The 26,400-nt window shown below is 62.9% G+C and carries 26 protein-coding genes and 3 pseudogenes; 15 read left to right on the top strand and 14 right to left on the bottom strand.

The annotated features are described in order from the left end of the window. Window positions 1-120 precede the first annotated feature (120 nt). The 4 genes from DEIPE_RS20770 to DEIPE_RS20760 are packed head-to-tail and all read left to right on the top strand — an operon-like array spanning window position 121 to window position 1,791. Window positions 121-753, top strand: a complete 633-nt coding sequence (locus DEIPE_RS20770) for a PAS domain-containing protein (RefSeq protein ID WP_041231835.1) — start codon at window positions 121-123, stop codon at window positions 751-753. Continuing rightward, window positions 750-1,025 carry a hypothetical protein gene (locus tag DEIPE_RS20765; RefSeq protein WP_169316629.1) on the top strand — a complete coding sequence of 92 codons (276 nt, stop codon included), beginning with the start codon at window positions 750-752 and terminating at the stop codon, window positions 1,023-1,025. Before DEIPE_RS20770 ends, DEIPE_RS20765 begins: the two co-directional genes overlap by 4 nt. Further along, window positions 1,010-1,282: a hypothetical protein gene (locus tag DEIPE_RS22785; RefSeq protein ID WP_157449123.1), complete on the top strand. Its 273-nt coding sequence runs from the start codon at window positions 1,010-1,012 to the stop codon at window positions 1,280-1,282. Before DEIPE_RS20765 ends, DEIPE_RS22785 begins: the two co-directional genes overlap by 16 nt. Continuing rightward, entirely contained in the window at window positions 1,279-1,791 is a 513-nt protein-coding gene (locus tag DEIPE_RS20760) for a sensor histidine kinase (protein WP_052326866.1), read from the top strand. The genes DEIPE_RS22785 and DEIPE_RS20760 overlap by 4 nt, the downstream gene beginning before the upstream one ends. 211 nt (window positions 1,792-2,002) lie before the next feature. On the opposite strand, the gene DEIPE_RS24290 is transcribed toward DEIPE_RS20760, so the two are convergent. Then, on the bottom strand, window positions 2,003-2,167 hold the full coding sequence (locus DEIPE_RS24290; protein WP_157449122.1) for a hypothetical protein: 165 nt from the start codon (window positions 2,165-2,167) through the stop codon (window positions 2,003-2,005). 404 nt (window positions 2,168-2,571) lie between these two features. On the opposite strand from DEIPE_RS24290, the gene DEIPE_RS20755 reads away from it, so the two are divergent. Further along, the gene (locus tag DEIPE_RS20755; protein WP_015231508.1) at window positions 2,572-3,021 is read left to right on the top strand and encodes a response regulator; all 450 of its coding nucleotides are present in this window, start codon (window positions 2,572-2,574) and stop codon (window positions 3,019-3,021) included. A 36-nt stretch (window positions 3,022-3,057) separates the two neighbouring features. Here the strand turns inward: DEIPE_RS20755 and DEIPE_RS20750 are convergent, their stop codons facing one another. After that, window positions 3,058-3,495: a GGDEF domain-containing protein gene (locus DEIPE_RS20750; protein WP_245557661.1), complete on the bottom strand. Its 438-nt coding sequence runs from the start codon at window positions 3,493-3,495 to the stop codon at window positions 3,058-3,060. Between the two features lie 43 nt (window positions 3,496-3,538). Beyond that, window positions 3,539-4,252 (bottom strand): IS1 transposase, encoded by a 714-nt coding sequence (locus DEIPE_RS20745; RefSeq protein WP_015231507.1) that lies wholly within the window; start codon window positions 4,250-4,252, stop codon window positions 3,539-3,541. Window positions 4,253-4,501: 249 nt separating this feature from the next. Between DEIPE_RS20745 and DEIPE_RS24285 the strand changes: the two are divergent. The 3 genes and pseudogenes from DEIPE_RS24285 to DEIPE_RS20730 form a co-directional block, all read left to right on the top strand. Next, window positions 4,502-4,615, top strand: a pseudogene (locus DEIPE_RS24285) (IS982 family transposase); the annotation flags it as partial. 867 nt (window positions 4,616-5,482) lie between these two features. Next, a complete protein-coding gene (locus DEIPE_RS20735) occupies window positions 5,483-7,951 on the top strand; it encodes a PAS domain S-box protein (protein WP_245557660.1) in 2,469 nt (822 codons plus the stop codon). 86 nt (window positions 7,952-8,037) lie between these two features. Beyond that, window positions 8,038-9,250, top strand: a pseudogene (locus DEIPE_RS20730) (IS3 family transposase). A 256-nt stretch (window positions 9,251-9,506) separates the two neighbouring features. Here the strand turns inward: DEIPE_RS20730 and DEIPE_RS20725 are convergent. Further along, window positions 9,507-11,540 carry a tetratricopeptide repeat protein gene (locus DEIPE_RS20725; protein WP_157449121.1) on the bottom strand — a complete coding sequence of 678 codons (2,034 nt, stop codon included), beginning with the start codon at window positions 11,538-11,540 and terminating at the stop codon, window positions 9,507-9,509. A 618-nt stretch (window positions 11,541-12,158) separates the two neighbouring features. On the opposite strand from DEIPE_RS20725, the gene DEIPE_RS24280 reads away from it, so the two are divergent. Next, window positions 12,159-12,572, top strand: a complete 414-nt coding sequence (locus tag DEIPE_RS24280; protein ID WP_041231832.1) for a hypothetical protein — start codon at window positions 12,159-12,161, stop codon at window positions 12,570-12,572. 279 nt (window positions 12,573-12,851) lie between these two features. Here DEIPE_RS24280 and DEIPE_RS24275 read toward each other — a convergent pair whose 3' ends face one another. From DEIPE_RS24275 to DEIPE_RS20705, 3 genes are read right to left on the bottom strand one after another with little or no spacing between them, the layout of a single operon-like run. After that, window positions 12,852-12,995, bottom strand: a complete 144-nt coding sequence (locus DEIPE_RS24275; protein ID WP_157449120.1) for a hypothetical protein — start codon at window positions 12,993-12,995, stop codon at window positions 12,852-12,854. Between the two features lie 33 nt (window positions 12,996-13,028). Continuing rightward, a complete protein-coding gene (locus DEIPE_RS20710; protein ID WP_015231502.1) occupies window positions 13,029-14,654 on the bottom strand; it encodes an MBL fold metallo-hydrolase in 1,626 nt (541 codons plus the stop codon). 34 nt (window positions 14,655-14,688) lie between these two features. Further along, the gene (locus tag DEIPE_RS20705) at window positions 14,689-14,970 is read right to left on the bottom strand and encodes an HNH endonuclease signature motif containing protein (RefSeq protein WP_015231501.1); all 282 of its coding nucleotides are present in this window, start codon (window positions 14,968-14,970) and stop codon (window positions 14,689-14,691) included. A gap of 123 nt (window positions 14,971-15,093) precedes the next feature. Between DEIPE_RS20705 and DEIPE_RS25665 the strand changes: the two genes are divergently transcribed. Both DEIPE_RS25665 and DEIPE_RS25660 read left to right on the top strand, forming a co-directional pair. Next, window positions 15,094-15,411 carry an IS1/IS1595 family N-terminal zinc-binding domain-containing protein gene (locus DEIPE_RS25665; RefSeq protein ID WP_041231830.1) on the top strand — a complete coding sequence of 106 codons (318 nt, stop codon included), beginning with the start codon at window positions 15,094-15,096 and terminating at the stop codon, window positions 15,409-15,411. After that, complete coding sequence (locus DEIPE_RS25660; protein ID WP_425387747.1) at window positions 15,408-15,842, top strand: IS1 family transposase; 435 nt, start codon at window positions 15,408-15,410, stop codon at window positions 15,840-15,842. The genes DEIPE_RS25665 and DEIPE_RS25660 overlap by 4 nt, the downstream gene beginning before the upstream one ends. Here the strand turns inward: DEIPE_RS25660 and DEIPE_RS23475 are convergent. Continuing rightward, window positions 15,806-16,279 carry a hypothetical protein gene (locus tag DEIPE_RS23475; RefSeq protein ID WP_015231500.1) on the bottom strand — a complete coding sequence of 158 codons (474 nt, stop codon included), beginning with the start codon at window positions 16,277-16,279 and terminating at the stop codon, window positions 15,806-15,808. The genes DEIPE_RS25660 and DEIPE_RS23475 overlap by 37 nt on opposite strands. A 92-nt stretch (window positions 16,280-16,371) precedes the next feature. On the opposite strand from DEIPE_RS23475, the pseudogene DEIPE_RS20685 reads away from it, so the two are divergent. Then, window positions 16,372-17,031: pseudogene (locus tag DEIPE_RS20685) on the top strand (IS256 family transposase); the annotation flags it as partial. Window positions 17,032-17,384: 353 nt separating this feature from the next. Here the strand turns inward: DEIPE_RS20685 and DEIPE_RS20680 are convergent. The 6 genes from DEIPE_RS20680 to DEIPE_RS23470 all read right to left on the bottom strand — a co-directional run bounded on the left by DEIPE_RS20680 (window position 17,385) and on the right by DEIPE_RS23470 (window position 21,045). Further along, window positions 17,385-17,702, bottom strand: a complete 318-nt coding sequence (locus DEIPE_RS20680) for a helix-turn-helix domain-containing protein (protein WP_015231498.1) — start codon at window positions 17,700-17,702, stop codon at window positions 17,385-17,387. Window positions 17,703-17,705: 3 nt separating this feature from the next. After that, a complete protein-coding gene (locus DEIPE_RS20675; RefSeq protein ID WP_015231497.1) occupies window positions 17,706-18,077 on the bottom strand; it encodes a type II toxin-antitoxin system RelE/ParE family toxin in 372 nt (123 codons plus the stop codon). Window positions 18,078-19,005: 928 nt separating this feature from the next. Beyond that, on the bottom strand, window positions 19,006-20,004 hold the full coding sequence (locus DEIPE_RS20670; protein ID WP_015231496.1) for a threonine ammonia-lyase: 999 nt from the start codon (window positions 20,002-20,004) through the stop codon (window positions 19,006-19,008). 5 nt (window positions 20,005-20,009) lie between these two features. Continuing rightward, the gene (locus DEIPE_RS20665) at window positions 20,010-20,417 is read right to left on the bottom strand and encodes a RidA family protein (protein ID WP_015231495.1); all 408 of its coding nucleotides are present in this window, start codon (window positions 20,415-20,417) and stop codon (window positions 20,010-20,012) included. A 93-nt stretch (window positions 20,418-20,510) separates the two neighbouring features. After that, window positions 20,511-20,795 carry a winged helix-turn-helix domain-containing protein gene (locus DEIPE_RS20660; protein ID WP_041231827.1) on the bottom strand — a complete coding sequence of 95 codons (285 nt, stop codon included), beginning with the start codon at window positions 20,793-20,795 and terminating at the stop codon, window positions 20,511-20,513. A 55-nt stretch (window positions 20,796-20,850) separates the two neighbouring features. Continuing rightward, a complete protein-coding gene (locus DEIPE_RS23470; RefSeq protein ID WP_083865921.1) occupies window positions 20,851-21,045 on the bottom strand; it encodes a hypothetical protein in 195 nt (64 codons plus the stop codon). A 221-nt stretch (window positions 21,046-21,266) separates the two neighbouring features. On the opposite strand from DEIPE_RS23470, the gene DEIPE_RS20655 reads away from it, so the two are divergent. From DEIPE_RS20655 to DEIPE_RS20640, 3 genes are all read left to right on the top strand, one after another. Then, on the top strand, window positions 21,267-21,710 hold the full coding sequence (locus tag DEIPE_RS20655; protein WP_015231494.1) for a DMT family transporter: 444 nt from the start codon (window positions 21,267-21,269) through the stop codon (window positions 21,708-21,710). 242 nt (window positions 21,711-21,952) lie between these two features. Then, window positions 21,953-22,132: a WapI family immunity protein gene (locus DEIPE_RS20650; protein WP_041231826.1), complete on the top strand. Its 180-nt coding sequence runs from the start codon at window positions 21,953-21,955 to the stop codon at window positions 22,130-22,132. A gap of 634 nt (window positions 22,133-22,766) precedes the next feature. Continuing rightward, complete coding sequence (locus tag DEIPE_RS20640; protein WP_015231491.1) at window positions 22,767-26,381, top strand: PAS domain S-box protein; 3,615 nt, start codon at window positions 22,767-22,769, stop codon at window positions 26,379-26,381. Window positions 26,382-26,400: the final 19 nt, after the last annotated feature.

Genomic DNA, 26,400 nt, shown 5'->3' with positions numbered 1-26,400 from the left:
CCTCATCACAGGATAAAGACTTCCTTAAGTCGAGGTTCGATCCACACTCGCTACCCTGATAGCGTTCCCGTGGCTGACCGCGCTGACGTCCTTCCTTCCTGCTTCACTGTTACCAGTGAAATGGCGCGGTGCATTCACGCCCTCGACTGGACGCGGACTCCCCTCGGGCACCCGCAAACCTGGCCGCAGACGCTGTGCACCACCCTCGACATCATGCTGGCCAGTTCATTCCCCATGCTGGTGCTGTGGGGCCACGATCTGGTGCAGCTGTACAACGACGGCTACCGCGACCTGATGGGCGCCAAACACCCCAGCGGGCTCGGACAACCCACCCATGACTGCTGGCCGGAATCGCGGCACTTCACCGCAGGCATCTTCCAAGGCGTCCTGGAACGCGGGGAGAGCTACGAGTTCGTCGATCAGCACCTGGTGCTCCAGCGCAACGGGAATGATGAAGACACCTACTTCACGCTCAATTACAGCCCCATCCGCGACGCCGGAGCGGTGGGTGGCGCGCTGCTGCTGGTGACCGAAACAACCCGGCATGTCCTGACCCAACGCCAGCTTCACGAGCAGCACGCTGAACTCCAAGTCCGCACGAAAGCCCTCGCCAACTTTGCTGAACTCTCCCGAGAACTGGCTTTCGAGACGGACCGCTATGCCCTGGTGCGGCGCACGCAGGAAATCGTGCTGCATCTCCTCCCCCCGGGTACAGCGTGTACTACGAACTCGAAGATCACTTGTGGCAGTTGAAGTCACAGGTTGGCGACATCGGCAGCGCGGCGCTGCAAGCCGTGGTGAACGCCGGGCTCCCTGAAGCGGCGTCTTCGGTCATGAGGCCCTTCGAGACGCTGCTGCCGCTGTACCAGGACGTGTACGCCAGAGGTGCGGATACTTCCGTGGATCTGGTGACGCACATCAATGCGGTTGCGACACTTCCGCTGCTGATAGACGGCGCGCCCGTTGGGTTTTGGGCGTGGGATTGTTCGAGCAGCGCGCGTGGACGCCGGTGGATAAAGCGGTGATGGAAACGGCACTGCACAGCCTGACGCTGGCACTCGAGCGAGCGCGTCGTGCAGCGCAACTGGCGGAGGAACGCGGGAAGCTGCGCATGATGAACGAGGAACTCGAAGCCTTCTCGTATTCCGTGTCGCACGACTTGCGCACGCCCGTCCGGCACATCACGGGATTCGCCGCGATCCTCCGCAAGAACCTCGGGAGAAACTCGACGAGAAGTCGGATCGTTCACTTCGCACGATCGAAGAAGCCGCCCTGCGGATGAACACCCTGATTGACGCGATGCTGGAGTTGTCCCGCACATCGCGCCTCCCGGTGCTGGTGCGGCTGGTAGACCTGGGCCAGCTGGTGAGTGCCATACGAGCAGAACTCGAAGTGGATCTGCTGGAGCGGCAGGTGCGGTGGAAGATTGACGCCTTGCCGTTGGTGGCGGGAGATCAGGACCTGCTGCGGCAGGTGATGCAGAATCTGCTGGTCAACGCCGTCAAGTACACCGGCAAGCGTGATGAAGCCTTGATCGAGGTGTGGGCGGAGGAGCGGGCGGACGAATGGACAGTGTTCGTACGGGACAACGGCGCCGGCTTCGACCCGAGGTTCCAGGAGAAACTTTTCGGCGTCTTTCAACGGCTGCACCGGGCAGATGAATTCGCAGGGACCGGCGTGGGGCTGGCGACGGTGCGGCGGATTGTGCATCGGCACGGTGGGCGGGTATGGGCGCAAGGGCAGGTGGAGGCTGGCGCGACGTTCGCGTTCTCCCTGCCGAAACACCTGTAGTCTTGACGGCTGAATGCCGTTCTCCAACGCGCTTGTCCGGATTCTGGTCTGTCAGGTGTTGCTTTCAAGCCTCAAGCTGCTGCTTCGGTAGCGCTGACAGCAAAGCAGGAAGAGGGCACGCGAATCTCCGCCATTACTTCTGCGGTAAGATCCTCCGACTTGCTCACGCCCGCCAGCCTTCCCCTCAGGTTCGTACTACCCGATACTGAGGTTAGAGATTGGTGCGCACCATCCGCGTGGCCTGCTCGTCCAGCCGCCACGAACCGGTTTCCGTGCCGACCGCCTCGGTGAACGCCACGCGTGGGTCGAGCGCCGCGCGTTCCTCGTCGAGTTGTCGGATGCGTTCACGAACGCGGTCTTCCAGGGTGGCATGCAAAGCGTCTGACCGTTCAGAGTGGCCAAGGAACAGCGCCGAGCAGTCTGGCCGAATCGAAGGGCGTCGGCGTGGACGGCAGCGTGAAGCCCGGTATTTGCGGGTCGTTCACGGGCGAATCCCGTGAGTCTCATATACGCGACCTTCAGCAGGGATGGTCAGGGCGCGGTGACGTTTGAGGACACGCGCGATGGTGGCGGAACTGACGCCGTACAGGCGGGCCGCATCCGCAGCGGTGATTTCACCTCCGCCGACACGCCGGATGAAGTCGTGACGTTCCCTTTTGCACGGTGCCGTGACGGTACAAAAGCGACTCTCAGGAGACGCTGAGGAACACCCCACGTGAAGTTGAACAAGTCAGGAGACGTTGCTCCCAGCACGCCAGCAGCCTTTATCTTCAAGAAGAGATGTGTCAGATACTGCTGGTTGAAGACAACCCCCTGGACGTGGAGTTCATCCGGGAAACCCTCATGCAGTTCCCCGTCAGCGTGACCCTGCACGTCGCTCGTGACGGCGCCGAAGCCCTCGATTTCCTCAGGAATGACGGTGAAAGGCAAGGCCCGCCACGCCCCGACCTGATCCTGCTCGACCTCCGCCTGCCCCGCCGCGACGGCTTTGAGGTGCTCGAAGTGATCAAGACGCACCCGCTGGATCGCAACATCCCCGTCGTGGTGCTCACCATCTCCAATGAGGAAGCGGACGCGTGGCGGAGTTACCACTTGTACGCGAACGCCTTCATCACCAAACCCGCGGATTTGCAGCGGTTCACCGAGACATTACACGCCACGGTAGAGTTTTACTGTCACGTCACCCTGCGACCACCCAAACAGCCTCCACAGCCGCGAGCTCCAGCTTGAGGTAAGCACTGGTCAGGAGCGCCACGTGCATTCCCGTCAGCGGCAGTCGTGGATGAAGAAGTGATTCTTGCCCTGACGCTTCGCCTGGTACATGGCCCTGTCCGCCGTGGCGATCACCTCCTGCGCGCTCATGTCCCTGCCAGACAGGACCCCGCCCAAGCTTGCCCCCACGCGCACCTGAAGCCCTTTGAGGACAAACGGCTGCTCCAGCGCCGCCAGCGTCCGCTTCGCCAGCGCCTCGACCAGCTCGCCGTCGTCCAGCTCACGCAGCAGCAACACGAACTCATCCCCCGCGAGGCGCGCCACCACGTCCACCTTGCGCACGCTTTCACGCAGCCGCGCGCCCAGTTGCCGCCACAGTTCATCGCCCGCGTCGTGCCCGAGCGTGTCATTCACGCTCTTGAAATCGTCCAGGTCCGTGAAGCCCACCGCGAACCGCTCTCCCGACGCGGCCTGCGTGATCGCGTCGTGCACCGCCCGCATGAACTGCGTACGGCTCGCCAGGCCGGTCAGTTCGTCAGTCAGGACCTGCTGCGCCCTTGCGCCTCATGTGCGGCGTCATCTGCCGAGCAGTCCCATTTTGTCGCTCCACCGCAGAAGTGTTAGCGATGCTGTAGCCCAAGGTGCCCAGTTCCTGATCGACGCGCTTCTGGCTGCCGTGGGCCAGGCGCACTTCCACCTCCACCACCCGCCGCCCTTCGCGATGCTTGATGACCTGGGTATGCGCCAGAGAATGAGGAATCCGGTAACGCACTGCCGGTGGCCGACCGTGGAGATGTTTGCGGGGTGGGCGGTACGGGATACCGAAGATGCGGGGAAACAGCGTCTTGTAACTGGCTTCCCCGTCGGTGAAGAGCACCAGTTTTTGGGGTTGGGCCACACGGTTACGCGCCTCTTTGAGCAGGGCATGGATCAGGTCTTCGTTGCGTCGCCCGAGGCTGAGGGCCACCAGGGACTTGGTCTTGGGATCAATGACAATGGCTTCCCAGCAGGGACTCTGCTTGCTGCCCACGAAGCCGTAGCGCTCATCCGCTTGGAGGGCACTCACAGCGAGTCCTTTGGCACGGTCAGCATGGAAGGCAGTGGCGTGTGGACCGCTGACCAGGGCAATGCGTTCGACCGTGTCGTGATGCAATCCCACCAGGCGTGCGGTGGCGCTGATCGAGTTGCCTTCGGTCAGATGCAGCGCAGCGGAAACGAACTGCTCTGGAGGGATTTTGCTGTTCCACAACGCTGTGCCCTTCCGCTCGCTGAACTCACGCTGACAGCGACGACAACGCAGGTAACGCGTGCCTTAGGGGCCGTAGGTCTTGCGGACGATCAGGTTCCCTTGCCCTTTCTGGCCGTAGAGCGGGCAATCGGGGAACACGCAGGCTAGACTTTCCAGTGGGAGTGGTGCGGACATGAGACCCGCATCTTGCGGAGGCCAGCCACTCCCTTTCCGTGACCCCCTCCGGGATCATCTCATTCAACGACCCCAGGCATGGGGATGCGCTGGGGACAGGTCAAGACTCTGGCGAGTCTGAAACTCAAGGTGGCGCTGCTGATCCTGGCCTACAACCTCAAATTCCGTGACCTCGCTGCCTCACCATAAAACCCTCCCAATCGCAATCCCTATTCGCGGTGATAAGAAGAAAAGTTGCCATAGTGCTCCCCTCAGTAACAAGCGTAAACTCCAACGCTGCCTCCCTGATGCAGTACGAGTGATAGAAAGACGAACGCGGTATCCATGCCTTCAACAGAGGCGGGCACTCAAAAAAGCTACGCCGGCAAAAAGCGCTTGAATAGTGGGTAGGAGGGAAGTTGGCACGCTTGAATGCCCGCAACCTCGCCGACCGGCAGGAAGTCCTCCGTTGCGAGACTCGCCCCATTTACGACATGGCTAAGTGGCTAGCGTGAGCGGAATTGGTGATGGCATTCGGCCTGTTCGCCGCCGCCTGCACGCGCTTTGCCCGTAGTCCGGTCCGCTCCCAGGATCACCCGTTCCCTACCCGCTAGCCACTTATCAGAATGCGACACGCGTCCAACCTGAAGTACTTGAATCTGTGCGTACCTTTCCTTTGCGTTCGCCTAAGTTCCGACGTGTCCTGACATCTGAGATACTGTCGTTATGACCCGGCCTAGCTGGAACTCTCCGGGGGTCAGCGCTGCTCACGAACAACTGCTTGACACCCTCCATTGCTTGCTCTGGGTTCTTGACTTCCAGGGCAACATCACCTTCGTCAACCAGGCGTTTGTGGCTCACACTCAAAGTGCGGAAGCCCTTGCTTCGCATACGAACATCACCGCGTACCTCCCCGCAGCAGAACAGTTTTCCGCTCCCAGCGTGCATGACGCTTTGCGAGGTCAAACGCCGTTCACCCTCGAACTTGAAATTCCAGTCGCTGGTGAACCACACCCGTTTGAGTTGTGCGCTCAACCTGGTCCTCAGCTTCATTCCTGGGTCGCCACCCTTCGTGACTTGTCCCCACAGAAACAAGCTGAACTGGCCCGCCAGAAGCAGGCCCAGCAACTCGAAACCCTCAACCGCGTGAACCAGACCATCTCCGCAGAACTCGACGTTCAGAAAGTTGTGCAAGCAGTCACCGACGCCGGAGTTGAGCTCACTGGTGCTCAATTCGGGGCGTTCTTCTACACCTTGCCGGATCACAATGGCTCGCTTCTAAACCTCTATGCGCTCTCCGGCGCACCCCCAGAAGCGTTCGCGCACTACCCGATGCCCCACATGACGGCAGTGTTCGGCCCGACCTTCCGCAATGAAGGTGTCGTCCGGTCTGACGACATCACTCAGGATGCCCTGTACGGGCAAAATGCCCCTTATCATGGCATGCTACCAGGGCACCTGCCGGTGAGGAGTTATCTCGCGGTACCAGTCGTCACCCGCGAAGGAACCGCCATCGGCGGGTTCTTCTTCGGCCACCCTGAAGCGGGCATCTTCAACGACACCGCCGAGCGTGCGGCCCTCAGCCTGGCCACACAGGCAGCCATCGCTTTGAACAACGCGCAGCTGTACCAGACGGCGCGCCACAGCGAACGGCGTTTCCGCTCCCTGGTGGAAGCGACCAGCCAGATCGTCTGGAACCGCGCTTCAACGGGGGAAGTGATCGTCGAGCAGCCCGCGTGGCAGAACTTCACCGGACAGACCGCCGAGCAGCAACTCGGATGGGGCTGGCTGGACGCGATTCACCCGGATGACCGGGAACGCACCCAGCTTGCCTGGAAGCAGGCGGTGAACACGCAGGCCCTATACCGGGTGGAACACCGTCTGCGCCGTCACGATGGCGCGTATCGCTTCATGCGCGCCCGCGCCACTCCCGTCCGGAACGAGGACGGGACGTTACTGGAGTGGGTGGGTGTTCACGAGGACATCACGGAGCATCACGAGGCGGAACAGCGACTCCGAGAGCGGGAAGCACGCTACCGCGCTCTGGTGGAGTACACCATCGTCGGTGTGACTCGTATTGACCTGAACGGCCATTTTATCGATGTGAACCCCGCTGCCGCCGCGTTCCTTGGGTACAGCCAGGCAGAACTCGCGGGCATGAGCGTCAAGGACGTCACCTACCCGCCGGACCTGAACGAGAGCTTCGCCGCGTTGCAGACAGTGATATCCGGGGAACGTGCCGCGGTGACGCTGGAGAAACGCTACGTCCGCAAGAATCGTGAGATCGTCTGGTCGAATTCAGGCGTGACGGTCGTCCGAGGCGCTGATGGAGAACCGCAGTATTTGATCGCGGTGATCTCGAATATCACCGAACGCAAACATGCCGAGGCGGAACTGCACCGATTGAACGCGGATCTGGAGTCGCGTGTGCGGGAACGCACCCAGGACCTGGCTCAGGAGCGCTCCTTCCTGCGCGCCTTGCTGGAAAGCCTGGCTGAGGGTATTGCGGTGTGTGACGAGCACGGCCAGCTGACTTTGTTCAATGACTCAGCCGTCCGCATTGTTGGCTTGCCCGCCGAGTCTCTTCCGCCCTCCGAGTGGGCGTCACATTACGGCGTCTACCATCCGGACGGCATCACCCTCCTCGCAACCGAGGAGCTTCCGCTGCTCCGGGCGCTTCAGGGCGAGGACGTACGCGACGTGCCCATCATCATCGACACGGAGGACAGGCCGAGACGCTTCGTGTCCATCAGTGGGAATGTCATTCGCGGCGAATCCGGAGAGAAGCTCGGTGCCGTCGTGGCGATGCACGACGTTACCGCGCAGCAGCTCGCTGAACAGGAAGTGCGGCGCGTCAACCAGGAACTGCAGCGCAGCAATGCAGAACTCGCTCAGTTCGCCGCTGTCGCGTCACATGACCTGAAGTCGCCTTTGCGGACCATCACCAGTTATTTGCAACTTCTTGAGCGCCGGTATCAAGGCAAGCTGGACGCGCAGGGAGAACAGATGATCTCGTTCACGGTGGAAGCCGCGAAGCGCATGGACACCTTGATCGACGACCTGCTGGCTTACTCACGCTTGGGACGTGAGCGACGCGTGCGCAGAGTAGACGCCGGACAAGTACTCCAGGACGTACTGGGAAACCTGGACGCCACCATCCAGGAACTGAACGCCAAAGTGACATGGAGTGACGTTCCAGAGGTAATCGCGGACGAGACGCAACTCCGGCAGGTGTTTCAGAATCTGGTGGCGAATGCCTTGAAGTTCCAGCCGCCGGGCCGAGTGCCAGAGGTGGACGTTCAAGCGATCCGTGAAGGCGATCTGGTGCGTTTCCAGGTACGTGACAATGGGATTGGGGTCGACCCGGCGTATTTTGACCGGATCTTTGGTATCTTTCAGCGCCTGCACGGTAACAAGCAGTTCTCTGGGAGCGGCATCGGGTTGGCAGTAGTGAAGAAGATCATCGAGGAGCATGACGGAAGCATCTGGGTGGAGTCCGTAGTTGGGGAGGGCACGACATTCCACTTCACTCTGCCTGTAACTTGAGATCAGTGGCGCCTCCAGTGACTCACGCTGGTCTTGCTAGGGTTTTGTGGAGGGGAAGTTCAGTGTGATCCACACTGGAGACGGATATGGTAACCCCGAAGCAGCAGTACACAGCCGAGTTCAAGCAGGAAGCCGTCCGACTGGTTCAAACTACAGGGAAAAGCTGTGCCGAGATCGCCCGCGACCTGGGTGTTCCCCCGAATTACGTGGCCCGCTGGAAAAAGCAGCAGGAGACCCAGGCTGCTACAGGACGCCCGGCGTTCACAGGGCGTGGTGTCATGGCTCTTTCTGAACAGGAAGCCCGGACCAAGCAGCTCGAACGTGAGCTGGAAATCACCCGTCAGGAACGGGACATCCTGAAAAAAGCACTGGCCTGTCTTGGGCAGAACGGACGCCCCCCTGGACGCCTGCCCGCTTCTTCGCCAAACAAAGCTGATCTTTGCGTTTATCCATCAGCACCAGGAGGCGTTCCCAGTGGAACTGATGTGCGAGGTGCTGGAGGTCAGTCTGAGCGGCTATTACGCCTGGCGGAGAAGGCCGGAGTGCAATCGAGTGCAAAAAGACCGTGTATTGACGGCAAAAATCATCACTTACCATCAGCGGAGCCGGGAAACGTACGGGACACCCCGGATCAAGGAAGACCTGGCCGAAGAGGGACTCATGGTCAGCCGCCAACGAATCGGGCGCCTGATGAAGGCAGCCAAACTCCAGGTTCGCTGCAAGCGAAAGTTCCGCACCACCACGAAGTCAAAACACACCCACCCAGTCGCGGAGAACGTGTTGGACCGCGATTTCAAGGCGAACGGCCCGAACCAGAAGTGGGTGACGGACATCACCTACCTTCCCACGACAGAGAGCTGGTTGTATTTGGCCACCGTGATGGATCTGTACTCAAGGCGAATTGTCGGTTGGTCTCTGAACGAGCGTCTCCACACGCCGCTGGTCATCGACGCGCTCAACATGGCCAGACAGCGGAGGAACCCTGGGGCAGGGTTGCTCCACCACTCGGACCGGGGGAGTCAATACGCCAGCGACGCGTACTGGCAAGCCTTGGAGCGCTTGGCAGCCGTGCAGAGCATGAGCAACAAAGGGGAGTGTTGGGATAATGCTGTGCAGGAAAGCTTTTTCGCCACCTTGAAGACGGAACTTGATCTTCGGCAGGCCCGTGGAACTCGCGCCCAGACGCGCAGTGAGGTGTTCGAGTGGATTGAGGTGTTTTATAACCGGCTACGTCGTCATTCATCGCTCGGCTACCGCTCGCCGGTGGCCTTCGAGGAGCAAGCCCTCAGCATGAACTGACCCTCCACCAAACCCTTGCAACTTCACTGCCGCCTTGCTACTGGTGGAGAATCCGCTGCGCACCTGCTTGCCAAGGTGATGCTTCGTGATGGTCTGGAACAAATGGGAAGTTTAAGGGGCGGGCCCAGCCGGCATCTCGCACCAGCACGGGTCGGCGCGAGCGACCTCGGACACCAGTGTCGACGACGGGAGTCGGACGACCCCCGCGTCACCCCACCCCAAAGCAAGCCGTCACGGTGGCTGGGCGTGGACCTTGCTATCCGGCGATCACGACGATCGAGCCGCTCGCCTCTACCTGGAGCGCGCCCCCGGCAACGCCGGCCGACACCCCGCCACGCACGCCCGCGTCCACAAACTTCCCCGTGCCCGTGTCCACCGTCAGGTAGCAGCCGCCCTTCGCCTCCACGCCCGTCCCGAGTGGGCCACCGCCCACCTCCCCCTTCACGCCGACGCCCACCGTGACCTCGCCCGTCTTGGTCCCCTCGATCACGTACTCCACCTCGACGAAGCCATCGAGGATCAGGAAGCCCTTCTCGACCTCCACCGCGACCTTCTCGCAGTCGTACGAGACCGAGGCCACGAACAGGTCCGCCTCGAACGTCGCCCCGCCAAGGATGCAACGCTGCGCCGGCGTGAGCACGGCCGGCTTCGGATCCTCCGCGACGCCGGGCTCCTTACAGAACTGCGAGTACGCCGGCAGCGGCCCGAGGCTGGTCGCCGGCGTGAGCAGGTAGATCCAAACGAGGTTGTCGACCTCCCGCTCGATGTACAGCACCGCGATCTGGTGCTGAACCGGGTCGCTGATGTTCGCGGCCAGGCCGGTCATGAGCTTGTACGCCGGCGCGAAGTAGGCGGCGAGCGCGTTGTCCAGCCGCACCGCGCTTGCGCGCCACTCGTCCAGGCCCTTCCGGGCCGCCTCGCAATTGAGCTTGTCGTACTTGACCTGGACCGCCTCGCGGCAGGCCGAGCTGCCCGGCTCCCTGTCCGGACACTTTTTGTCCTCTTTGGCCTTCTCAGGCCCGAGGCGCGTCACCTCCGCCCAGAAGCGGCCCGACGCGGTGGCCGGGTTGAACTTCTGGTCCAGGACGGCACCCGTCGTTCCCGGCACGAGGCGCGAGCCGTTGAACATCACCTCGACGTTGTTGCGCGACCGGGCGTCCTCGACAGTCGACCACAGCTGGCGCAAGCTCGGCTCGTGCTGCGCCTCATCGATGCGGTTGATGATCCCCGAGACGCGCATATGGCTCAGATCGCTGCCCGGACCCGGAACCGGCTTGAGCCTGGCCTGCAGGACCTGGAGGCGCTGGTGCCAGGTCGCGTTGCGCCCCTTGATCTCCGCGATCATGGCCTCGAGCTTGGGCTGCTGCGCCTCGGCCTCCGCCGGCGTCTTCGGCCATTTGATCCTCGGCAGGTCCCCGCGCACGCCGCGCGACAGGTCGTACACCCGCTCGGCCGGCAGCTGCGCCGCTCCCTCCGGGGAGAACGGGTCCGCGGACTGCTGCCCCGATTGCCCGGGGGGTGGGGTCTGCCCGGAGGTGGGCGGCGGCTTGACCGCCGGCTGGCTCGGGGGCGGTGACCGCCTCATCCCCGCCCGGAAGAAGCGCACCGCCTCCTCGGTCTTGTTCTGTGCCCGCAGCGCCATCGCCAGGTTCGTTCTCGCCTCCGCCAGCAGCGGCTCGAGCGATACCGCCCGCCTCAGCACCGCCTCCGCATCCTTGGCTCGGCCGAGCCCGAGCAGGGCGTGCCCGCGGTTGTTCAGCGCCACCGCCTGCCCGTTCAGACCCATCGCGCTGGGGAACGGAACCTTGAGGGCGTCCGCACCGTCGAGCAGAGCGATCGCCTCGACGGGCCGGCCGAGCAGGCTGAGCAGGCCGGCCGCGTTCACCAGGTGCGAGGGGTTCTTTGGCTCTGCTGCCCTGGCGGCGAGCAGGGCGGCGAGGGCGCCGACGGGCCGGTCGCGCAGCACGGCCGCCGCCGCGAGGGCCGAGGCGCGCCTCGGATCCTTGCCGGCGGGGCTCGCGGTGAGCGCAGCGAAGGACTGACGCCCCTTTCCAGTCTCGACCAGCGCCCGAGTGTTCGTGAGTGCCTGCGCGAGGGTGAGCGGCCCGGTGGACTTGGGCGGTGCGGGTGCCGGCCTCGGCGCGGCCGGCTGTGGCGCAGGCTGGGCCGCGAACTGGTCGCGCGCCTTCTTCAGCGCCTCAAGCTGGGCCACAAGCTGGGCGCGCTGTAGGGCGTCGGGTTTGAGCTTCGCGAGCATGGCCTCGAGTTGCACGATGGCATCGTCGTACATCTTCACTGCTGCCGCTCGTGCCGCCGCCGATCCACCCGTGCTCGGCGCTGAGCCTGTCGCGGCTGGCCGTCCGTAACGCGCGGCGTACTCGCTCTCGAGCAGTTGCGCTGCGCCCCGCGCGTCCGGTAGGTCCTTCGCGTCGGACCACGCGCGCACGGGTGGGGCTGCGGCTTGGGCTTGGGCAGGGGACACGGCCGGGCCGAGGGCGAGGGCGAGAGCGCTGACCGCCAACCTAAGGATCTGCTTCACGGTGACCTCCTCGGCCGGGTCGCCCCGGGTCGTGCCTTGTGGGTGTCTAAGAGCATAGCGGATTCGGCCGGCTGGTACGCGGGCGTGACCTGCGGCTCCGGAAGCACGGGGCCCTGCCCTACTTGGACTGCCATGTTCACAGCCTATGGGAGCTGGTGGCGCCGCGCATCGTTAGAACGGGGGAGGAAAGCGCGTAGAGCGAAAGCGCGTAGAGCGGGCGTATGCGGGACCGGCTGTACCCCCTTCAGGCGGTCGAGCTGCTCGAGGCGGCCCGCGCTCACCCTGCTCGCTCACCCTGGGCAGAGCGTAGAGGGTGCCCTGCGGGCCATCACTGGGCAGAGTGAGGGTGGAGTCATCACGCCCGCGAGGGTGCCGGGCACCATCACACTGGACGATCTGCGGGCAGCGCTGGGCGTGGTGCTCGCTCCGGTGCTCGAGGAGCTGCAAGCCCAGCGGGCTCAGTCTGAAGCCCTTCAGGCTGAAGTGACCGCCTTACGCGCGCAGCTCGCCCAGCTGCCCAGCAGTCAGAGCGACCTGGTGCCGGTGCTCGCTTCGCTCGACGATCAGCGCGAGAGCGGCCAGGCGTTGCAGGGTGAGGTCAGCAGCCTACGGGGTGAGGTGGCGGTCCTCACTGCTGAGTTGCACGCGGCCCGCGCGACCGTCGAGCGGCTTGAGGTCATGACGCACGCCGCCCTGCCAGGGACTACACCCGCTCAAGCTCCGGCAGCGCTGGGTGTGTGGGGTGTCCTCGCTCGAGCGTTGGGGCTGCATCGTCGAGACTGATCCGGCCGAATCCGTCGCAAGATCGACGCTGATAGTCACAACACACCTCCGCCGTCATCACAGTCATAGCGTCATGGTGACCGTCACGAGCGTCAACCTGCTCAGCTTTTGCTTTCACAATCCGGTTCAGCACCCGCATGGCGGTCTCCTGCCCGGCTTCCTCTCCGACAATCAGCGTGAGGTCGTGCAGGAAGGCCACCACGTCACGCATGGGCACGACGTGGTTCCTCTCCCATTCCCGCTGCGCCTCCTCGAGCTTCTCAAGGCGTTTGCGGGTCGTCATGGCGTCACCCCGACACGCCGCGCCAGCTCCAGCAGTTCAGCACCACTCAGCGCTGCCAGGTGATCCGGGCTGAACTCCGGCCGCACGCCGTCACGCGCACACAGCGCCCGGTAGAGACTCCACAGCGCCTCATCACTCAAGGTTTCCAGCTTCGCCAGCTGGCTCGCAGCCCATCACTCAGTAGAAGACAAGGCTGGTTCGGCAGGCTCAGTTTCCACTTCACGCTGCCCGAGCTTGATGCGAGTCAACTTGCCACGCACGACTTCCAGGGTGTAATCACCTTCTCCGAAATAATTCGGGCTGAGGTCCTCTGGGAGTTTCACCACCAGCGCGTGCTGCTCATCGTCGTACTGCACCTGCACCTGCCTGCGGGTGTGCCGCTCCCTGGTGGCGGCCAGGCGGCGTGGGGCATCCGAAACAAAAGCCCCTCGCCGCCGTCCGCTGTCCTGCAGCGGCACAATCTCTCCCGCTGCGGGCAGGCTGACGTCGCGTTTGGTGTCCAGGTACGTCCTGAGGTTGTTGCGCGCGGAAACCTCGCCGTGCGTGAGGACCACCTTGCCGCTCGGGTAACGGCCCAGCAGGCCCAGAATGCCTCCCCGGTCGGCATGCGCGCTGAGGTAGAAGCGCTCCACCCGGCACAGGGCGGGCACCAGTTCCCGGCCTCCCCGGCCGTCTGGCAGCAGCACTTCACCGCCACGTTGCAGTTCCAGCAGACGCCGTCCCGGGCTTTCAGCGTCCTGGTACCCCACCACGAACAAGGCGTTCTCCACTTCCTGCAGGAACACGCGGGCGTAGAGCGGGCTGGTGCCGGCGTGCAGCATGCCGGATGAGGCGATGACGATGCACGGACCGCGTGACGCCAGAATCTTCCCGCGCATCCGGGCATCCTCGACTCGCTCGACCGGACTGCGCAGGAAGGGCGCGCGGCCACTGGTGCGCTGGGCATTCTGCAGGGCAGCGGGCAGCAAGTCCAGCATGCCTTCGTACTCTTCGGTCAGGGCGCGTACCAGCCCATCGAGGTAGATCGGCACTTCTCGCAGTTGCCCGCCCGCCATGGCACTCAGCAGGATGGAGACCATTTCCTGCGCGCGTCCCAGCGCGAAGGAGGGAATCAGCACTTTCCCGCCGCCGCGCAGCGTCTCCTGAATGGCCGTGACGAACGCCCGCACCTGCTCTTTGCGTGACGGCAGCAAGGTGTCGCCGTACGTACTCTCGCTGACGACCGCGGTGACGGGTTGCTCCTCGGCGGGCATAAAGGCGGGCTCGGTGGTGGGTGTGGCGACGTTGCTGAAGTCCCCGGTGTGGAAGACCCGCCCCCGCCGGCTGCGCAAGTCGACCGAGACGGCACCGAACAGGTGACCGCTGGGCAGCAGCGTGAAGGCCGGACCGTGCTCGGTGATGGGCGTGAAGGGCTCTACGACCCGCAGGCGTTCCAGGGCGCGCTTCATGGCTTTCACGTCGAACAAGGGGGCGCCCTGGTCGGCGGAGACTTTCAGGGTGTCCGCCAGGACGGTGGCGGCGATTCGGGCGGTCGCGGCCGTGCAGTACACCGCCAGCCTCGGGAATTCCCGGGTGACGAGGGGCAGCGCGGCGACGTGATCGAGGTGAGCGTGCGTTAGGACCATCACGGCCGGTGGGTGCTCACGCAGTAGCTCCAGCTTCGGCAGGGCAGCTTCACCGAGGGCACCAGGTCGCAGTCCCGCGTCGATCAGCAGGTTGCCTTCGGGCAGCAGGTACAGGTAACTGCTGGCGCCCACTTCAGCCGTGCCGCCCAGACCGAGAAAATGCAGATCGCTCACTGAACGCTATTGTCTCCGATTTCGCTGCGAGACATCAGTCCTGCACGGTTGCCGGCAGCAGCACGTCGGTTTCGAACAGCGGAAATTGACCACGTGAGACTTTACGCTCGACGTGCTCAATCACCATGTGGTGCGCCTGGCTGGGCAGAACCCGCAGATTCTCAGGGCGGTTGTCACGCTTGTCACCGTTGACGTGATGCACGACTTCCCAGGACTCCAGAGGGCGCCCAAGGGCCGCTGCTGCAACAAGCCGATGCACCCGCACGTGCTTACGCCGTTCGGGGTCCCAGATCCGCTCGTATCGCTCAATCGCCATAAACGAAGAAAACGGCCCCTCGGCCGCTTTGATGTTTGACAATATAGCGCCTTATGCACGGCCACACAACCCTATGCACTGGAAGGTAGTGGATTCTTAGCGATGACGGGTGTTGAATGAAACATGAACGGTCCAGCGTGCCCAGGGTGCGGCTCGGAACGCACCGTCAAAAACGGCCACCTCAAAAGCAGCAAGCAACGCTTCCTCTGTCGCGTCTGCCAGCGACAATTCGTCCTTGAACCCCTCAAGCACCCCATTGACCCTGCCACGAAGCAACTGGTCGACAAGCTGCTTGTCGAACGGCTCTCCTTACGAGGCATCTGCCGAGCTGTCGGCGTCAGCCGCTCCTGGCTCGCTCGGTACCTCAAACAGCAAACACAAGCCGTTCAGCAGCAGGTGGAGATGGTGCCCGCAAAAAAAGTGCGGACGAACCACTCGTGATCGAGTGCGATGAACTCGCGACCTTCGTTGGTCGGAAGGATCGGCAGGTATGGATCTGGCTGGCCATGGAACGCAAAACCCGCAGGATCGTAGGCTGCTTTGTTGGCCCGCGTGACGCTGTCGGTGCTTTTGGCTTGTGGGAGCATATGGCCACGCCATTCCTGGACGCCGTGTGTCATACCGACAAGCTTGGGGCGTACAAAAGCGTGGTGTTCGAAGGGAGGCAGCGGATCGGGGGTACGCAGCACATCGAGCGTTTCAACTGCACCTTGCGTCAGCGGCTCGCTCGCCTGACCAGAAAGACACTCGCCTTCTCGCGGAAGCTCGATCACCTGATCGGGCTCGTGTGGCTCTTTATCCACCACTACAACGCATCACTGCTGGGTATCAGGGATCACTCGTCCCGTGAACGGGCACGCCGTTCACGATAGAGCAGTTGCCTATCGAGTTCTTCGACGGTATCGCGCAGCCCTTGAGCCAAGTGCTGAACTTTTGGGTGGCTCTCAAACGCCGGGGCAACCCGCGACAAAGCATCCTGAACAGAACGAACGAGTGCAGGCAACGTGACCACAATGGGAGCGGGAAGGTCAGGTGGTGCACTCACCTCGATAAGGTCGCAATCTAAAGCGCGTAGGGTGAGCGCGTAGGGACCTTCCATGAACTGCAACTCCACAGTTTTAGCGCCCTGAGCCAGAAGAGCTAGCTGTGTACTCCACCAAGGCAGGAGCACACCAGGGTTGTCGAAGAAGTTGGGTTCGGGGTATGCCGTGTCGTCGAAGCGCCACCAGATCGCAGTTGAAGCATGTTCGTAGGCAGGCTGGAAGTTTTGCAGGAGGTGTTCTGGCAGTTCGATCGAGGGGACAACCATGCTTTCTCGACGCTAGCAGATTGACCAGGAGAGCCCATTCAGAAGTTTGTGTGCGGGGGGAGGGGGACGCATCCTGAAGAAAGGAAGTGTCCATGTCCCAAGACGATGCCTTTTTCGACCCCCAACTGCTCGACCAGCTACTCGATGGTCACCGCACAGCCGAAGGCTTCAACGGTTTACTGAAGCAGCTCAGCAAAGGCCTGCTCGAACGCGCGCTGGAAGCTGAACTCACGCACCATCTCGGGCACGAACGCGGCGGGAAAGTGGCGAACGAAGCTCGGAACGTGCGAAACGGCAAGTCCAAGAAGACCATCCAGGCGGAGTTCGGCCAGATGGAGCTCGCGGTACCGCGCGACCGGCACAGCGAGTTCGAGCCGCAGATTCTGCCCAAACACCAACGACGATTCGAGGGCCTCGACGAGAAGATCCTGTCCCTCTACGCGCACGGCATGACCACCCGCGACATCCAAAGCCAACTCCAGACCCTCTACGGGGTGGACGTCAGCCCAGCCTTGATCAGCGAAGGAACGGACGCAGTACTGGACGAAGTGCAGGCCTGGCGCTCCCGGCCGCTGGAAGCGGTGTACCCGATCGTGTCCCTCGACTGCCTGCACGTCCGGATTCGCAAGGATGGACTGGTGGCGCCACGAGCGGTATACACGGCTGTGGGCATCACCCTGGAAGGCAACAAGGACGTCCTGGGCTTGTGGGTGTCAGACACCGAAGGCGCCAAGTTCTGGGCGAGGGGTGTCGCTTCGCGCGCCCCTGCGTGCCTGAGCACTACCCCCCGCACACAAACTTCTGTACGTGCCCGGCAGAGTCTACGGCGCTTTCTGGAGGATGTGTACAACGAGGAGCGCCTACACTCATCACTCGGCTACCGGCCACCTGTGGAGTTCGAGGCCGTGTATGCTCAGCAGCAGAACCTGCCTTACCCCGTGGCCTAAACCATGGGACTCACCTCAGTGCGAGGCCGACATCATTCCGTTCATGGTGCATGAAATGCGTGCATCCCCGGTTGAATCGTCCCGAAGTACAGGTGGTTTGCCGGACCTAATTCGGCCTGTGTGCGAGCGATCATGCTGCATGGCGCGAGTACCAGTGGTCAGACGAGCACGACGCGCTCATCGCCCAACTTGACGACCACTTCAAGCTCACCGCCAAATGCTTCTGTGAACGCGCGGAGGGTGCCGAGTTCAGTGTGCCCGATGTCACCTCGTTCGATGCGGGAAACCCGTGATTGCGTGACGCCGACCTTCTGCGCGATTTCCTCTTGGTTAAATCCAGTCCTCTTGCGGAGTTCTGCGAGGCGGTATGCGCGCACACTGGCGAGTCCGGCTTCGCGGTGCTCAGCAACCTTCGCCTCGTCAATACGTCCGCGTTCGGCAGCTTCGGCACGAACTTGCTTCCAAGTCTTCGGCATGTTTTACAACTCCTCTTGGTCGCGATCGTCTTTCAGCCCTTCGTGGCAATGGGCCTCAGCGATGGGAATATGTTCCTTGTACCACCGCTTCCAATGTCCTGTCTTGTCGCCAGCCGTCAGGAGGATGCCCGGCGCTACGAAAAGAATGCGGATTTCACTGCGGCCACTGGAACCGGGACAAAGCTCTTTGAGGTTCGGCAGGTTGGTTCCTTCGAGAGTGTCAACCATGGGGCGTCCAAGGCTTGGGCCGCGTTCTTCGAGCATGTCAATGGCGCTGGTAACCAGTTGAGTCGTTTCATCATCGAGGCTGTCGAACCAGGCGGTGACTTCGTCCAGAAGAATGATCGTCCACGTTACGCATAAAATATAACACACATATCATATGACTTAAAAGTACTATTCGATCTGAGTAGCCGCTCACAACTCGCCGCGCATGCCTTCAATGTCACGACCGCACGGTACGGCGGCTACGAGGAAACGATAGGACTTTGCGCTCCTCCGGCTCCGCGAGCCCGCGCGATACGGGCCTGCGGAGGACGCATAGGTTGTTAATGGCGGTGCCCGACCTGAGCAGCCAAGTGGTCACGCCGAGGAGAATAGAACGGACAGGAGGAGTTGCTCCTCTTAACATGCCTGCGCCTCGTTGTCGAGCAGGTTTGTAAGATTATCGTGAGGTGGCGTCCGGGAACCTCCCTTGCCTCCTGGCCTAAATTCTGGGACCCATATCCGTGACGTTAAAGCGGTTGTCAAAGACATTGATCGGTTTTTGATCAATGTTTTTGACCGAGCGGAGAGCGCGCAGTGCCCGAAACCGCTTTTGGGCACGCTGTCAGCGCGGGGAGCGAGTGACCTTGACCAGGAGCGTTTGGAAGCGGGCAGGCGTCCTGAAGGGCGCCGTTCTGCCCAAGACGCGGGCAGGCGTCCTTAAGGGCGTCCGTTCTGCCCAAGACAATGGAATTGATGGAGTGTCTTCCTCCAAGGGTGGAATGGACAAACGCTCTAGCGTTGGCGTGTCGGTGTGTGGCACCCCGCGCAGCGGCCCATCAAGCGCAAACGGCATGGGCGGGGCGCGGTGAGGCTTGTCAAGTACGGCCTGGAGCGTTTTGCTGCCGCTCTACGCTGGGAGACGTGTGATCGAGCTGCGCTCCTGTCCCTCGTCATGCAGCCTTTTGCCGCTCCAGTACACCACTCAACTCCAGATGTGGGGTACTGAGCGCCGGGACTTCGGCGCCTGGCCATTGGCACCTGCCGCAGACCCGGCGCCGTGATCTCAAATGTGTCAGATCGATCCTTCAAAGAGATCTCACAGCCCGACCAACGCCTGCCCACGCTCAAGATGGGTGTCGAACGACGCCGCATCAATATTGGCACCGCACGCCACAATTCCCACCCGTTTCCCGTTCAAGCGCTCCTTCAGCGGTCCGAGCAAGGCCGCCGTTCCCGCCGCGGTTGCCGGTTCCGTGACCAGTTTCATGTCTCGGAACAGGTAGAACATGGCCCGGCACAGATCGTCGTCTGACACCCGCACCACCTCATCCACAAACGTCCGGCACACCTCAAACGAGTAAGGCAAGGCAAACGGCGCACCCAGACTGTCCGCAATCGTCGCCACCCGCTCCAGGCGAACCGGCTCACCGGCATTCAAGCTTTGAAACAGCGAGTCCGCACCCAGTGGTTCCACCCCGAACACCTGACACTGCGGCCGGAGGTGCTTCACCGCTGCTGCCACGCCAGAGATCAGGCCTCCCCCACCGACAGGCACGATCACTGCGTCCAGGTCCGGCACCTGATCCATAAATTCCAGTCCCACGCCCGCGGTACCCTGCGACGTCAGCGGACCCTCAAACGGGTGAATCAGGGTGCGGCCTTCGTGTACCTGAATGGTGTGGACCCGCTCGAACGCCTGGTGGACGTCCGGGGCCAGGTGCACCTCTGCGCCGAGCGCCTGGCAGGCCTGAACCCGGGCTGGATTGGAGTGCTGCAACATCACCACCTTGGCGCTGACGCCCGCTTCGCGTGCCGCGTAAGCCACGGCAATGGCATGATTCCCGGCACTCACCGCCGTGACCCCCCGGGCCCGCGCCGCCTCATCCAGTGCCTCGATAGAGTTCAGTGCGCCCCGCAGCTTGAATGTGCCCGTTTTCTGCCACAGTTCCAGCTTCAACCAGACTTCAGTTTCGGGAACCAATTGCTCGGCAATGACGCCCGTCTGCCAGTGCCACACGGGTGTGAGCAGCACTCCGCCTGCCAGGCGGGCGTGGGCCTCGCGCAGCGCAGAAAGGCTCAGTTCGCTGAAGGTCATAGCGTTCATGCTCCAGTCAAGGCGGCCACACTCTGAATTTCGACCGTGGCACCCAGGGGAAGTGCCCGAACAACCACAGTGGTGCGCGTCGGCAGGGCATCATCGAAAGCCGCGAGGTACAACTCGTTCAGCCTCGTGTAGTCATCTGGGGCCGTCAGGTAGACGTTGACGCTGACCAGATCACGAAGGGTGAGTTGATGCTCCGTAAGGATGCGCTGAAGATTGGTCATCATCTGCCCAAACTCGGCGGGAAAGCCACCTGGCACAAGCTGCTGCGTCTCAGGATCAAGGCCAACCTGTCCGGAGATGAACAAGAGGCCTGCGGCTTGCCGTGTCAGTGCGTAGGGACGACGGAGAGCGACCTCAGGCCGTGTTAAGGGATCAATATCGGACTTTTGAGGTTCAGTATTCATGAATGACTCTATGCGAAGCACAGCAACAGACGCAAGACAGCCCTGTTCACCGCTGATCATTGACCGCGAATAGGGGTTGCAGCGGGCGGAATTTTATGGTGAGGCCAGGTCGCGGAATTTGAGGTTGTACGCCAGGATGATCAGCGCCACCTTGAGGCGCTGAAGCCGCTTTCGCCCAGACAGACAAGCGTCAGGCCCGCCTCGACTTTTTTTGCTGATCTCCACGCCCTTGGTTCTCGACCAGGTGTGAATCGCCGGCTTGTCGCGCTCTACAGGCTTCTTGCCGGGTTTCTGCACGCTGAAACCGAGCTTGATCAGCAGTTTATACACGTGGTCGCCTACTGGCAGCTTGAGGTCGCCGAGCACGGCGTACAGCACCACCCTGATGATCAGGCCGGCGCCAGCGCGTTGCGCGTAGTATTCTATTCCGCCGTCAGGGTGTGGGGATGGTATCGAAAGCGTGGCTGCGGGTCATGGGGGCCATCGCGATGCGGTTCGGTAGGGTGAGGGTGCCAAGCTGGACGGGTTCAAGGAGTTCATGCGTTCCTCCGGATTGCGGGGTGTAGTGGCGTTTATTCTGAGTGGCAGCTGTCCGGCGTGCCGGAATGGCGTCAGTGTCGGTTGTCAAAGCAATTCGGTATGAGAAATATATTACTGTATAAACTGTAGTGCGAACATTGTGCTTCTTTTCTGGAGCCTGCCCTCACCTCAGCCGCACCATCACAGCCGGGAGTGAAGCACCACTTGGACGAACACCAAAGACTGCAACCAGGGGTGCGGCAGAGGAAGTGCCGCGAAAACCGCGACTCAAGTCACAGGAGGTTGCCGCATGCAAATTGAGGAAAACGCTTGATCTGGCTGGCGGTACTCTTCGCCCTGCTCGCCGGGGTTGTCGTGCCCCTCCAGGCTGCCGCCAACGCCCGGCTCGGCAGCGCAGCGGGACACCCAGCCTGGGGGGCTTTGATCAGCGTGATCGTGACCCTGCTGGTGCTCGGCACCTACGTACTCCTGTTCCGGCCCGGGAACGTTTCCAGCCTGATTGCTACGCCCGTACCCTGGTGGGCCTGGCTGGGCGGTTTGTTCGGCGCCACGTACCTGCTGGGCCTCACGGCCCTCGCGCCCCGCCTGGGGACAGCGACCCTCCTCGGCTTGATCGTGCTGGGTCAACTGCTGATCGCCAGCCTGCTGGAGCACTTCGGGTTGATGGGAATGAGGACCCACCCGCTTTCCCCGGGCCGCTTGCTGGGCCTCGCGTTACTGATCGTAGGGGTGGTGCTCGTACGCCGCTACTGACCGCCAAACGCCACCGCCTCCAGCAAACCATCGCCAATTTCAACATCTAAAGCACATAGACGGCGATGGGTAACTGCTCGTCGTCTTCAGGGTGAATGGGCAGCCGTGCGAGCACTTCACGAACTGTACAACCAGTCCATTGGACACCAGCAGAATCGAGGAGCACCTCCAAGCACGGAGTGACACAATCACAATCGTCTTGAGGCGTGGGCGGCCTGCCTTGGGGGTACACGGTAATAAGCATGCAGTTTGAAGCCGGTCGAGTCTCATTCCAACTGGATCTTGTCGGCTATCAGTTTCCTCACCTCACCAGTCAGGAGTGGGATTCTGACTGGCTGCGTGTCCGCGTGCGGCTCCAACATGCTGCCCGCGTCTGGAAGCTCACGGACCCGGCCCTGACGACCTTCGAGGTGCAGGGTTGATCGACTGGTTGGCAGAGGTCGCGGACCACACTGAGGTGTTCGCTACCTGGCGTAAGACCAGGCTTACCACCCGGATCTCCTTCACCGAACCCAACTTGGGTATAGCGGTCCTCAACGGTCACCCGAGCGGCGCGGCGATGATACCACGGGTGTATCTGGCCGCCGAGTTGCTGCCGCCAATTTGGCACGAGCTCCAACATGACGTGTTTGAGGACGAGCCCAGCAAGGTCTGGTTGGATTTCGGCGTGAACGAAAGTGAGGTTCGCGCGGCGGCTGGGCGGTTGCGTGAGCGGCTTCAGCAGTACCTCTTGCGCGTTGGGTTGCGGCATTCGCCAGCAGGATCCGAAGGGTTTCGGGGCCGACAGTGGCGGTGAGCACGGCGTTCTCGCCTTGTGGAACCCAGCTGGGTGGCGGCGCGGGCCAAGGAGGGCGCGCCGACAGGCCGAGATGGACGCCGCCTGAGCGAGACGAATAAGTCACTCGACGAGGCGCGGTAGGATGCCAAGCGCCGCGCCGACGAAATGCACGCAAGTGATCGCCTCGCGTGGTCAGCATCCCAAGCGACGGGCAACACGCGCGCTTCATGAAGATGCGCGCCAAGCATTTTTCACAAAAACCTCGGTATTCTCATGCCATGCCGGATCAGCCGACGGCGCAACCGTCCTTCTTGCTGCTCGATGCCCTGCCCCTCCCAGCGTACGTCAGCGACGCGAACGGCGCGGCCCTCTTCGTCAACCGCGCCCTCACCCTCCACAGTGGCGTCAGCACGGAAGAGCTGCTCGGGTATGGCTTCGCCGAGCTGATCCATCCCGACGACCGTGAGCACGCCCTCACCCTTTGGGCACGCGAGTGGCACGACGGGAAACCCACCCAGCACGAACTGCGGCTGCGCACGAAAAACGGCACCTACCACTGGCACTGCGTGCAAAGCCAACCCACCTTCGACCGTGAGCGCCTCGCCTACATCGTCGGCACCCTTCACGACATCCACGCGCTGAAAGACGCCGAAGCGCGCGTTACGCTGCTGCACCTCGTTACCGCCAGGCTCTCCCATGCGCAGGACGTGCCGGACGTCCTGAAGGTACTGCCCGACTGCGCGCGTGCCCTGCACGCCCCGTGCGCCACCATCACACTGCTGAAAGACGACGGGTTGCACCTCGTCGGCGCCTTCGGTTACCCGGAAGCGTGCCTCGGCGTGTTTCGCGTGCTGCCCCACGACGCCGACGTCCCTGCCGCCGACGTGCTACTCACCGGGCAGCCGCTGATCCTCCCCTTCGAGGCGTTCGCGGCGCGCTACCCGCATCTCGTGTCGCCTCAACCGCCTCCCGCGCGAACGCTGGTCCTCATTCCCCTACGTGCGGACGGTCACGTCCGGGGCGTCCTCACTGTCGGCTACCTCGAGCAGCACGACGTCTCCGAAGCGGAACGCACGTTCCTGCTCACGCTCGCCGACGTCCTCGCCGGAACCCTCCACCGCGTGCAGCTCGATGTCACCTCACTCGAAACGGAAGTGGAACACTACCGCGCCGTGTTCGAGCAAGCCGCAGTCGGTGTCGCGCGCGTCGCGTTCGAAGGCGCGCGTTTTCTCGAGGTGAATGACGCGCTGTGCCGTATCACCGGCTACTTACGCGACGAGTTGCTCACGACACCCTGGACGGAAATCACGCATCCGGACGACGTGGACCTCGACCTCGTGCCGTTCCGGCGCATGGCGGCCGGTGAGCTCGAAACGTACACCGTCGAGAAGCGCTTCATGCACAAGCACGGCCACACCGTCTGGACGCGCTTGACCCTGTCGCTCGTGCGGGACGCGCGGGGACGCCCCAACTACGAGATCTGCGTCGTGGAGGACATCTCCGAGAGCAAGGCGACCGAAGCGCAACTGCGCGCCAGCGAGGCGCTGCTCTCGGCAATGCTCGACGCGCTCCCAGTGGGTGTGACCATCGCTGATGCGACGGGTCGCTTGCTGCGCGACAACACCGCTCACCGCGAGCTGTGGGGCGTGCCACCCGAAACGACGCGTTGGGAGCAGTACGGCGATTGGGTCGGCTGGAATCCGGACACGGGCGATCGCCTCAGCGCGGCTGACTGGGCGATGACCCGCGCACTGCTGCACGGTGAGATCGTGCGAAGTGAACTCGTGGAGTTTCAACCCTTCGGTGACACCAGACCACCAGGCGAGCGGGCCACGCTGCACGAGCGACGCTACTACCTCAACAACGCCGCGCCGATCCGTGATGCCGAAGGCACCATTATCGGTGGCGTGGTTGCGGAGCAGGACGTGACCAAACAGATCCGCGCTGAAAGGACGGTCCAGGAAAACGCTGAGCGCGTGCAGCTCGCCTTGTCAGCTGGCGCGATTCTCGGCACGTGGTTCTGGGACCTCCCAAGTGACCGCTTCACCGTCGACGAGGGCTTCGCGGTGAATTTCGGGCTCGACTCGGCCCTTGGGCGCGAAGGTCTCAGCCTCGAGCAGGTCATCGCGACCGTCCACCCGGACGACCGGCCTGAACTCATCGCAGCGATCGACGCGGCCATCACGCGCGGTGGGCCGTACGCCCACCAGTACCGCGTGCGGCGGCACGATGGGCGCTACTACTGGATCGAAGCGAATGGCCGCGTTGACAAAGCTGCGGACGGCTCGCCGCTGTCCTTTCCCGGCGTGCTGCTCGACGCCGAGGAACGCCGCGCGGCCCTTGCCGCCTTGCGCGAAAGCGAACAGCGGTACCGGCTGGCAGTCCACGCCACGAATGACACGATCTGGGATTGGGATCTCTCGTGCGGCCACATCCTCTGGAACGAGGCGGTGCAGTTCCGCTTTGGTTATTCGTCACATGAGGTCGGCTCGTCGGGGGCATGGTGGAAGGCGAACATCCACCCGGACGACCGCGAGCGGGTCGTGGCAGGCATTCAAGCCGTCATCGGCGGCGCGGGCGAAACGTGGTCGGACGAGTACCGCTTTCGGCGCGCGGACGGCTCGTACGCCGAGGTGCACGATCGCGGCGCGGTCTTGCGGGACGCGCAGGACCGCGCCGTGCGGATGATCGGCGCGATGCAGGACCTGACCGAACGCCAGGCCGCGGAATCCGCACTTCGTGAAAGCGAGGACCGCCTGCGTATCGCGACGGAGGCAGCAGCGATCGGCACCTGGGATTACGACCTGCTGCGTGACGTGCTGCGCTGGGACACGCGCACCAAGGCGCTGTTCGGGCTGTCGCCGGAGGCGGAAGTGACGTTCGAGACGGCGTTCCTCGCCGGATTGCATCCCGAGGACCGCTCGCGCGTCGAAGCGGCCGTGGCAACCGCGCTGGAGGTGGGCGGGCCGGGCGAGTACGACATCGAGTACCGCACCATCGGCCTTGAGGATGGCGTGGAACGCTGGATCGCCGCCAAAGGCCGGGTGTTCTTCGAAGACGACCGCGCCCTGCGATTCATCGGCACGGTCATCGACATCACCGAACGAAAGCGAACCGAGGCGCGCTTGCGTGAGGTGACCGAAGCGCTCGAGTGGCGCGTGCAGGAACGCACGGCGGACCTGATGCGGACCAACGCGGAACTGGAGCGCAGCAACACCGAGCTCGAGCGGTTCGCGTACATCACGTCCCATGACCTGATTGAACCGATCCGGACCGTGTCGAGCTTCACGGGGCTGCTCAAGCAACGGTACGGTGCGACGCTCGATGAGCGCGGGCAGCTGTTTCTCGACATGACCCTCAAAGGCACCGAACGCATGAAGGCTCTGGTCGATGACCTGCTGACGTACTCACGCATCAGCGGGGACCGGGTGCCGCTGCGGTCCGTGGACGTGCGGGCGCCGCTGTCAGAAGCGCTGGCGCGCCTGGAGCGTCGCCTGACCGAGACGCAGGCGCACGTCACGTGGGGTGAGCTCGGGGTGGTACTGGGGGATGGACCGCAGCTCGCACAACTCTTCCAGAATCTGTTGGGAAACGCCGTCAAGTTCTCGCGTGCGGGTGTCACGCCTGAAGTGCGTGTGAACGCCGTGCGGGACGGTGAGTGGTGGCAGTTCAGCGTGTCGGACAACGGCATCGGTATCGACGAGCAGTACCTGGATCAGATCTTCGAGCTGTTCAGGCGTCTGCACACCCGTGAGAAGTTCGAGGGGACGGGGCTCGGGCTGGGCATCTGCCAGAAGATCGTGGAGCGGCACGGTGGGCGCCTCTGGGCGACATCAAAGGTCGGGGTGGGCAGCACGTTTCACTTCACCCTGCGCGCGGCCGGGGACGCCTGAACGTCAGGAACACGACGGG

The organism is Deinococcus peraridilitoris DSM 19664 (assembly GCF_000317835.1).
Lineage (GTDB): Bacteria > Deinococcota > Deinococci > Deinococcales > Deinococcaceae > Deinococcus_A > Deinococcus_A peraridilitoris.
This window is presented reverse-complemented; position numbering and strand designations above follow the sequence as displayed.